The sequence below is a fragment of the Pseudoalteromonas sp. NZS127 genome (assembly GCF_015864805.1).
In the GTDB taxonomy this organism is placed as follows: domain Bacteria; phylum Pseudomonadota; class Gammaproteobacteria; order Enterobacterales; family Alteromonadaceae; genus Pseudoalteromonas; species Pseudoalteromonas nigrifaciens.
Genome location: NZ_JADYWN010000026.1, coordinates 45,473 through 54,352, shown reverse-complemented (window position 1 = coordinate 54,352; position 8,880 = coordinate 45,473). Strand labels below are relative to the sequence as shown.

General features: G+C 38.9%; 8 protein-coding genes and 1 tRNA gene. 8 read left to right on the top strand and 1 reads right to left on the bottom strand.

What is annotated here, in order from left to right; genetic code table 11:
• Positions 1-19: 19 nt before the first annotated feature.
• The 3 genes from I6E78_RS17100 to I6E78_RS17090 all read left to right on the top strand — a co-directional run bounded on the left by I6E78_RS17100 (position 20) and on the right by I6E78_RS17090 (position 1,081).
• Complete coding sequence (locus I6E78_RS17100; protein WP_442960316.1) at positions 20-337, top strand: RNA-guided endonuclease InsQ/TnpB family protein; 318 nt, start codon at positions 20-22, stop codon at positions 335-337.
• 37 nt (positions 338-374) lie between these two features.
• Entirely contained in the window at positions 375-662 is a 288-nt protein-coding gene (locus tag I6E78_RS17095) for a transposase (RefSeq protein ID WP_231618033.1), read from the top strand.
• Positions 663-760: 98 nt separating this feature from the next.
• Entirely contained in the window at positions 761-1,081 is a 321-nt protein-coding gene (locus I6E78_RS17090) for a methyl-accepting chemotaxis protein (RefSeq protein ID WP_231618032.1), read from the top strand.
• Between the two features lie 526 nt (positions 1,082-1,607).
• Here the strand turns inward: I6E78_RS17090 and I6E78_RS17085 are convergent.
• Positions 1,608-1,683 (bottom strand) — tRNA-His (locus I6E78_RS17085).
• Positions 1,684-1,945: 262 nt separating this feature from the next.
• On the opposite strand from I6E78_RS17085, the gene I6E78_RS17080 reads away from it, so the two are divergent.
• From I6E78_RS17080 to pseB, 5 genes are all read left to right on the top strand, one after another.
• Positions 1,946-2,764, top strand: coding sequence for a mechanosensitive ion channel family protein (locus I6E78_RS17080; protein ID WP_011327107.1), 819 nt, complete (start codon positions 1,946-1,948; stop codon positions 2,762-2,764).
• Positions 2,765-2,796: 32 nt separating this feature from the next.
• The gene (locus I6E78_RS17075) at positions 2,797-3,579 is read left to right on the top strand and encodes a DUF481 domain-containing protein (protein WP_089367703.1); all 783 of its coding nucleotides are present in this window, start codon (positions 2,797-2,799) and stop codon (positions 3,577-3,579) included.
• 122 nt (positions 3,580-3,701) lie between these two features.
• A complete protein-coding gene (locus I6E78_RS17070; protein ID WP_089367704.1) occupies positions 3,702-6,254 on the top strand; it encodes an SLBB domain-containing protein in 2,553 nt (850 codons plus the stop codon).
• A gap of 252 nt (positions 6,255-6,506) precedes the next feature.
• Complete coding sequence (locus I6E78_RS17065) at positions 6,507-7,469, top strand: Wzz/FepE/Etk N-terminal domain-containing protein (protein WP_089367705.1); 963 nt, start codon at positions 6,507-6,509, stop codon at positions 7,467-7,469.
• Between the two features lie 396 nt (positions 7,470-7,865).
• Positions 7,866-8,879: a UDP-N-acetylglucosamine 4,6-dehydratase (inverting) gene (pseB, locus tag I6E78_RS17060; protein ID WP_197182981.1), complete on the top strand. Its 1,014-nt coding sequence runs from the start codon at positions 7,866-7,868 to the stop codon at positions 8,877-8,879.
• Position 8,880 lies beyond the last annotated feature (1 nt).

The window sequence follows — 8,880 nt, the reverse complement described above, 5'->3', positions numbered from 1 at the left end:
AGTCGGTATTGATTTAGGTTTGACTGACCTTGTTATTGCCTCCAACGGTTTCAAGTCTGGAAATCCCCGTCACACCAAGCGTTACGCTAGTAAACTAGCTAAGACTCAACGTGTGCTATCGAAGAAGAAGAAAGGTTCTTCTAACTTCCACAAAGCCAGAAAGAAAGTCGCTCGCGTTCAAGCAAAGATTGCTGATTGTCGTCACGACTTCACCCACAAACTGACTTCCCAATTGATAAACGATAATCAAGTGATTAGCTGTGAAAGTCTGAGCGTAAAAAACATGGTCAAGAATCGAAAACTTGCTAAAGCAATTAGCGATGCCAANAAACGATAATCAAGTGATTAGCTGTGAAAGTCTGAGCGTAAAAAACATGGTCAAGAATCGAAAACTTGCTAAAGCAATTAGCGATGCCAACTGGGGCGAGTTCGTGCGCCAACTTACCTACAAAGCTGAGTGGTACGGTCGAACTGTAGTTAAGATTGATAAGTGGTATCCAAGCTCTAAACGCTGTAATTGCTGCGGTCACGTTGTCGATTCCTTGCCGTTACATATCCGTAAATGGTCGTGTCCTCAATGCTCTAGCGAGCTAGACCGCGACATAAATGCGGCACTGAATATTAAAGCTGTCGGGCAGACAGTGTTAGCCTGTGGAGCGTAAGTAAGACTTTAGATTCTTTTGAATTTAAAGCGATACGCTATGAAACAGGAATCCCCCTCCTTTCCCGACTTGTCGGGCGCGAAGCGAGGTGGGGGAGGATGTCAATAAGCTGGTCTAAAACGATGGAAGTGGGAAAAAACGCTGCCGAAGACTGTGTTAAAGAAACACGCCAAACACAAGAAGTAGTTTCTCAGGTTCATCTTTCTATTAGCGATATTTCAGATATCACGAGCCAAATATCTACAGCTGCCGAAGAACAAAGCATGGTATCGCAAGAGATTAGCCGTAACATTTACAATATTAGTGAAACCTCAAGCGAAAACCTAACTCAAGCACAATTAGTAGAAGTTGAATCAGACTCTATTGATAAACGCTCAAAAATGCTTGCATCATTAGGGCTATCTTTCAAAGTAGATTAAAGGGCGGGTTAAAATTAGGATAGGAGCAGGTTTCAGGTATGAGGTATTAGGCAGAGATTAAGCCAAGCCCGGTGTTTAGGTTGTCCGTAGGGGGCTTTATGCCGCGCTTTGTAAAATAAAAAAGCTGCGCGAGGTAAACTCCCGCCTACAAGTTTAAGAGCAGGTTTTTGCCTTTAGATTTCAGGTAGAGATTAAACCAAGCTCGGTGTTTAGGCTGCCCGTAGGTGGGGTTTTATGCCGCGCTGGTTAAAATTAAAAACATTGCACAAGGTAAACACCTGCTTACAAGTTTAAGGGCATACTTTTGGCGTAACATGTCGGGTTTTAGGCAGAAATTAAACCAAACGCGATGTTTAAATTACTAACAGACGTGGCTTTATGTAGCGCTTGATAAAATTAAAGAAGCGCGGAGTGAGTTTTCGACTACAAGTTCGGTATTTTTTGTTTGTTTAGTATGGGTTTTAAAAGCGTAAAATGTTGAGAAACAACCTAAGGAATTTAAATGTTTTCTTGAGGAAAGAAAAATTGGGGCGATTGACGGGGCTTGAACCCGCGACAACCGGAATCACAATCCGGGGCTCTACCAACTGAGCTACAACCGCCACAACACACCTTGGTTGGTGTGAGGCGCATAATACATAAAGTATTAAAAGTTGTGAAGCAAAAAAGTGAAAAAAATTAAAAAAAGAGCGAAATAGCATGTTTAGTGTGTGTTTTGCACGAAAAGCAGTCAAGTTAACTAATGTTTTAATAAGTAACTGGATTAAAACTTATTTATGCAAACCCATTATGTAGTGAATCTAAAATGTAAATAATATATAATTTGCCAATAAAATCAGATGAACGACTTTCAGGGACCACAAAATGGAATCGGTACTCAATTGGCTTAATGAAAACTCAGGCCTAATCTTACACTATGGAATACAAGCGGTAATAGCGCTGGTTATCTTTTTATTAGGTGGGCGAATTGCAAAATTTTGTGCAAACTTAACCGAAAAAGCATTCGACAAAAAGAAAGTAGACAAAGCAGTAGGCTCATTTGTTTCTAGTATTGTATTTGCCATAGTATTTATGGCGACCGTTTTAATGGCGCTGTCGCAAATAGGGATCGAAACAACCTCATTTATTGCTATTTTAGGTGCTGCTGGTTTAGCTGTAGGTTTAGCACTACAAGGCTCGCTTTCTAACTTTGCATCAGGCGTGCTGATTATTTTACTACGCCCTTTTAAATCGGGTGACTACGTAGAGGCAGGTAATAAAGCCGGCACTATTAAAAAAATCGAAATATTTTCAACAGAGCTGCGCACCCCAGATAACAAAGTTATCATAATGCCAAATTCAAAAATCATGTCAGATGCAATCGTTAATTACTCACGAGAGTCAACACGCCGTATAGATTTAGTAATTCGTGTAGATTACGATGCCGATTTACGCAAAGCGAAAGAAGTGCTTAAATCAATACTCGATAGCGAGTCACGCATTTTAAAAGATCCGGCTTATAACGTATCAGTATCTGAGCTTGCTGAATCAAGCGTAAACTTTATAGTTCGCCCGTGGGTTGAGTCAGCCGATTATTGGCCTACGTACTGGAGTTTACTCGAAGAAATTAAAATTATATTTGATGAGCAAGGGATCAATATTCCAGCTCCTCAGATGGATGTACATTTACGCAAACAAGATTAATTTACTTACAGCTATACAAAGGTTATTTTTAAATGAAACTAAAGCTTTTATCAATTTTAGTTGCAGCAACAGCAGCAACTAACGCATTTGCAGACGACGCTGAGCAAAAAACCTGGGAAGTTACCAGTGAGCTAGGCGCTATTATTACCAGCGGTAACACCGAAACCACCACACTTAAAGGTGGTATTAAGGTATTGCATCATCTAGAACGTTGGAATAATGAGTACAAAATCGACGGTATTTATAAAGAAGACGAAGTAGAAAACGACGATGGTACAAAAGACAAACAGCGTACTAACGAAAAATACGCTATTTCTGCACAAGGCAATTACAAATTAAATGAAAAACACTCGCACCTATTCATTTATGGTTCACACGTTTCAGACTATTTTGGTGCCTATAGAAGTGAATCGGTAGTTTCTGCTGGTTATGGTTTACGTTTATTAAACGAAAAAACCATGTGGTTAAGTGCCGAAATTGGTCCTGGTTATAAGTACTTTAAGTATCCAGATGTAAGCACAGAAGTTGACGAAAATGGTAATTCACTTGCTGGTGAATACGAAGGCGAAATTATTGCCTTAGGTAAATTAGATTACAACTGGAAGATTTCTGATAACGCTCGTTTTACGCAATTAGTAACAGTAGAGTATGGTGACACCAACACCAAAACACGCTCAGAAACTGCACTACTTGCTAAAATAAATGGTTCATTACAAATGAAGGTTGCTTACAATATTATTAACAACTCAGATGTTGCTGATGACAAAGAAAGCACCGATACAGAGACCTCGCTAACACTGGTTTACAGTTTTTAACCAATAATACCAAGTTAATGACATTTAAATGACTAAAGGGGCAAAAGTCCCTTTTTTATTTGTTCAATAGTAATGTAGAATACACAGCAATTCTTGTTGTAGACCTAGGGAAATACCTACTCGTGAGCCTTTTTAAACACTTATTTAGTGCTTTAGTATTAATATGTAGCTTTAGTGCATTAGCATTCACCCCGAGTGCGTCGCAAATAGAGCAATTTAAAAAACTACCAAAGTCTCAGCAGCAGGCATTGGCAAAGCAGTACGGTGTTGACCTATCGGTAATAACTGGGTCAAGCCAATCAAGTAATCAACCTCAAGTTGAAGAACCCACAATCGGTCCTCGTTTAGTACAACAAGAGCAAGCAGCAAAAGCAGAACCAGCAAAACAAAACCCTAATACAGTTAAGCCATTTGGTTATGAACTTTTTGCCGGTGAACCGACTACATTTATGCCTAGCGAAACCGCAGCAGTGCCCGACACCTACTTAGTAGGGCGTGGCGATCAGCTACTAATTAACTTTTATGGTAAAGAAAGCGATAGATTTGAAGTGATCGTTGATCGCGAAGGGCGCATTAGCATCCCTAACTTAAGCCCAGTACAAGTTGCAGGTTTAACCTTCGCTGAGGTTAAAGAATTAATAAAAGTTAAAGTAGAACAAGAAATTATTGGCGTTAAAGTATTTGTGTCGCTTGGTCAGTTACGCAGCATGCGTATTTTAGTACTTGGCGAAGCATACAAGCCTGGTAGTTATAATGTATCGTCTTTAACTACTGTGTCGCATGCATTATTTGTAAGTGGTGGTGTATCTGATATTGCTTCATTGCGTAACATTCAAGTAAAGCGTGCGGGTAAAGTAGTTGCTAATTTTGATTTGTACGACTTACTTATTCATGGTGATAGCAGTAACGATATAACTTTAAAGCCCGGTGACGCCGTATTTGTACCTTCAGTTGGTGCACAAGTAAAAGTAGAAGGCTTAGTGAAACGCCCAGCTATATTCGAACTTAAAAAAGGCGAAACGGCGAAAGAATTACTAGCTATGGCTGGCGGCTTAAAACCAGGTGCCTATACAAAAAATGCAGTGGTAGAGCGTTTTAACAACAATCGTAAAGAAGTACTTACCGTAGACTTTTCTGCTAATAGCATAAACTATATTCCCCAAGACGGCGACCGCGTACGCTTTAATACCATAAGCTCACAATATAAAAATTCAGTTAATTTAGTCGGTGCCGTAGTACGCCCTGGTAGCTATCAATGGCACCAAGGTAAACGTATTTCCGATGTTCTAAAGTCGGTACGTGGCGATCTACTTCCCCAAGCTGATTTAAGCTATGGCTTATTAGTACGCGAAATAAACATAAATGGTGACATAGAAGTGCATCAGTTTGATGTAGCTTTAGCTATTATTAAAAATAGCGAAAACGACCTAGCCTTAAACGCCAACGACAAAATACTTGTATTTAGTGAGTTTGAAGAAAAACAAGATGAAAAGTTAACGTTAGCGGCAACTGGCTCAGGTACTAAAAAAGATACATCAATTGAGCAAGCTGCAACACAAGGTGAAAATAGTAACCAATTAAGTGCAGCAAGTTATACACCTTATAGCCGTAACAATTTATTAGCGCCAATCATTAAAAAGCTTAAACGCCAAGCATCGACCGAGCAAGCTATTCAGCTAGTAGAAGTTAACGGCAGTGTTACTTACCCAGGTGTTTACCCATTAACGATAGGTGGCGAAGTTGCTGACCTTGTGACGGCAGCGGGTGGCTTACTTGAATCGGCTTATACCAAACAAGCCGAAATTACCCGTATGGTTGATGGTGATGCTTCAAAAGTAGAGCATATAAAAATAGACTTTGATCAAGTAGTAAATGGTAATGAACAAAACCGTATTGCTTTACAAAGTAAAGACAGCCTGAATATTTTTGCAATTCCAAACTGGCAAGAAAACGTAAAAGTAACCTTAAAGGGGGAGCTATTATTCCCGGGAACTTACACAATTCGCCGTGGCGAAACATTAACTAATTTGTTAGAGCGCGCAGGTGGTTTTTCAGATTTTGCTGAGCAAAAGGCAGCGGTATTTATTCGCCAGTCAGTTAAGCAGCAAGAGCAACAGCAGTTAGCACGTTTGACTAACGAATTACGCCGCGATGTGGCATCTAAAAGCTTTCAAGACTCTATAAACAGCAGCACGCTTTCGTACGACGAAATGAACAAACTACTAAACGACCTAGCCGATGTAGAAGCAGTTGGGCGCTTAGTTATCGACCTGCCTTTAATTGTAAATAATCAGCAAAACTTAGTGCTACAAGATGGTGATACACTTTACGTGCCTAGTAAGCGCGACTCTATCAGCGTAGTGGGAGAGGTTAATTATGCAACTACTCACTTATATAAGGCGGGTATAAGCGTAGACGACTACCTTAAGCTAAGTGGAGGCCTTAAAGAGCGTGCCGATGACGACCGTATTTATATAATTAAAGCCAATGGCTCGGTAAAAATACCTAATACGGGTAGTTGGTTTGCAGTTAATAACTCAGAGCAACTAGAAGCAGGCGACACCATAGTAGTACCTATGGACACAGGGCACATGGATAAGCTAACGCTGTGGAGCACCGCAACACAAATACTGTATCAATTAGGTGTAGCAGTAGCTGCAATCGGTAGCCTTTAAGTAAAGTAATAAATTAAAAACTAAAACCAAAGTAATCCTTTGGTTTTAGTTAACATGTACAAAATAGTAAAAACAAAAATTAGCAATTAAATCAGTACGTAGGAACTGCAACCTAGGGGCGGAAGCGTGTCTGAATGACTTGAAAGTAAATGGTTTTACTTCCAAGTTGAAGCAAGACACCTCTGCGACGAACCGGACCGCAAGCCTGGCTGCAAGACTAATAAATAGCTTTAGCTATCAACCGAGATTTATATGAACAATAACCAAGCAAATATAAAAGAGAATAACGAATACGTGCAAAGCCATAACAATAACATCGCTGACGACGAAATCGATTTACGTGAGCTGTTTGCTGTAATTTGGCAAGGAAAATGGCTAATAATAGCAATTACAGCACTGTTCGCAGTTGCATCAGTTGTTTATGCAATTAACCAGCCTAATATCTATAAGTCAGAAGCATTGTTAGCGCCTGCAGAGCAAGAAGGTTCTGGTGGTTTGGCGGGCTTAGCTGGGCAGTTTGGTGGTTTAGCCAGCTTGGCGGGTGTTAATTTAGGTGGTGGTTCAAGTAATAAGGCACAATTAGCCATTGAGGTTTTAAAGTCACGCCAGTTTACCAGCGACTTTATTCAAAAGCATAATATCTTACCAGACTTAATGGCTGCTAAAACGTGGGATATGCAAACGAATACTGTTGTATATGATAGCGAAATGTACGATGCTCAAAACAATAAATGGATACGAGAGGTTAAAGCGCCTTTTAAGCCAGAGCCATCTATGCAGGAAGCGTTTAAGGTTTTTAGCAAAATAATAAGTGCAAGTACTGATAAAGAAAGCGGTATGGTTACCGTGTCGGTAGAGCATGTATCTCCTAGTGTTGCTCAGCAATGGGTTAGCTGGCTGATTGAAGATATAAATAAAAGCATGAAAGAACGAGATGTTTTAGAGGCAGTAAAAAGCACTGACTTTTTAACTCAGCAGCTAGAGCAAACTAAAATTGCTGATATACGTGCGGTACTTTACAAATTAGTTGAAGAGCAAACTAAAACAATTATGTTTGCAAAAGTACGCGACGAATATGTATTTAAAACGATTGATGCGGCATTAGTGCCAGAAGAAAAATTCAAGCCAAAACGCGCACTAATTGCAATACTTGGTACAATGCTAGGTGGTATGTTGAGTGTGATGCTTGTATTAGTTCGAAACTATATGAAATAGGTGGCCTATTGGGCACTTTTAAATAAAAGTATAAAAACAAGCAATTACAATGAGATAGTCTAAATTGACTGTCTCAATTTAGAAAAAAGTGTCTCTGTGGGTTGTAATAAAGCTGAGATACAAAATTGTAAAAATGCAATTAAGTCTTATTGTGTTGTCTGCAGATTTAGTGAGTTATGAAACTTTTTTATTTTTAATTTACGTGCACTTTTCTCTTGAGAAGGCTTAAAATAAAAAATTAAAGCACACTGGTAAAGGTGGCAGTTGAATAAGGTTATGATGTAATACTTACTTATGTACTAGCTATTACAGTTTGCTCAGAGGGTTGTGTCTTTAAATCATCTATATCAGTAGGTGGTGCATATATTTTTAAATTTAGATGAATATGGAAATAACATGTTAAACAATAAAACAGTTTTAATCACTGGTGGTACAGGTTCATTTGGTAAAAAGTTTATCGAAACTATTTTAGATAGATACCCAGATGTAAAAAAAATAATTATCTATTCTCGAGATGAGCTAAAACAATCTGTTATTAAACAGAAATATCCAGCGTACGATTTTCCTCAACTTCGCTTTTTTATAGGTGATGTACGTGATAAAGACCGCATGACACAAGCCTGTGAAGGTGTTGATGTTATTATTCATGCTGCTGCAATTAAACAAGTAGATACAGCTGAATACAATCCGACGGAATGTATTCGCACAAATATTGATGGTGCTGAAAATGTTATTCATGCTGCGCTTGCTTGTGGAGTTAAGGATGTTGTCGCATTATCAACAGATAAAGCATGTGCGCCAATTAATTTATATGGCGCAACAAAGCTAGCATCAGATAAATTATTTGCTGCTGCTAACAATATTCGCGGCTTTAAAGATATTAAATTTAGTGTTGTTCGTTATGGTAATGTAATGGGCTCTCGTGGCTCTGTTATTCCTTTCTTTTTAGAAAAACGAAAAGAAGGTATTTTACCAATCACACACAATGAAATGACTCGCTTTAATATATCGCTTCAAGACGGCGTTAATCTAGTCATGTTTGCCTTGGGCAACCATCTAGGTGGTGAGATATTTATCCCTAAAATACCGTCTTACAAAATATTAGATATTGCAGAAGCAGTTGCGCCTGAATGTAAAACGCGTGATGTAGGCATTCGCCCAGGTGAAAAGCTTCATGAAGAAATGATTACAGATACTGATTCATTAAATACGATTGATTTGGGTCCTTATTATGCAATTTTACCGTCTGTATCGTATACATATACTGAAGAAGAATATATTGCACACCACAAGGCTGTAAAAGTACCGTTCGGCTTTAAATATAACTCAGGAACAAATACTGAGTGGGAAACAATAGAAGGGTTACGTCAGCTTATAGTTGAACATGTTGATCCATCATTTGAAGTATAGA

Coding starts and splice junctions, on each gene's coding strand:
- I6E78_RS17090 (WP_231618032.1), top strand. CDS start 761: ATGTCAATAAGCTGGTCTAAAACGATGGAAGTGGGAAAAAACGCTGCC.
- pseB (WP_197182981.1), top strand. CDS start 7,866: ATGTTAAACAATAAAACAGTTTTAATCACTGGTGGTACAGGTTCATTT.
- I6E78_RS17080 (WP_011327107.1), top strand. CDS start 1,946: ATGGAATCGGTACTCAATTGGCTTAATGAAAACTCAGGCCTAATCTTA.
- I6E78_RS17095 (WP_231618033.1), top strand. CDS start 375: ATGGTCAAGAATCGAAAACTTGCTAAAGCAATTAGCGATGCCAACTGG.
- I6E78_RS17075 (WP_089367703.1), top strand. CDS start 2,797: ATGAAACTAAAGCTTTTATCAATTTTAGTTGCAGCAACAGCAGCAACT.
- I6E78_RS17065 (WP_089367705.1), top strand. CDS start 6,507: ATGAACAATAACCAAGCAAATATAAAAGAGAATAACGAATACGTGCAA.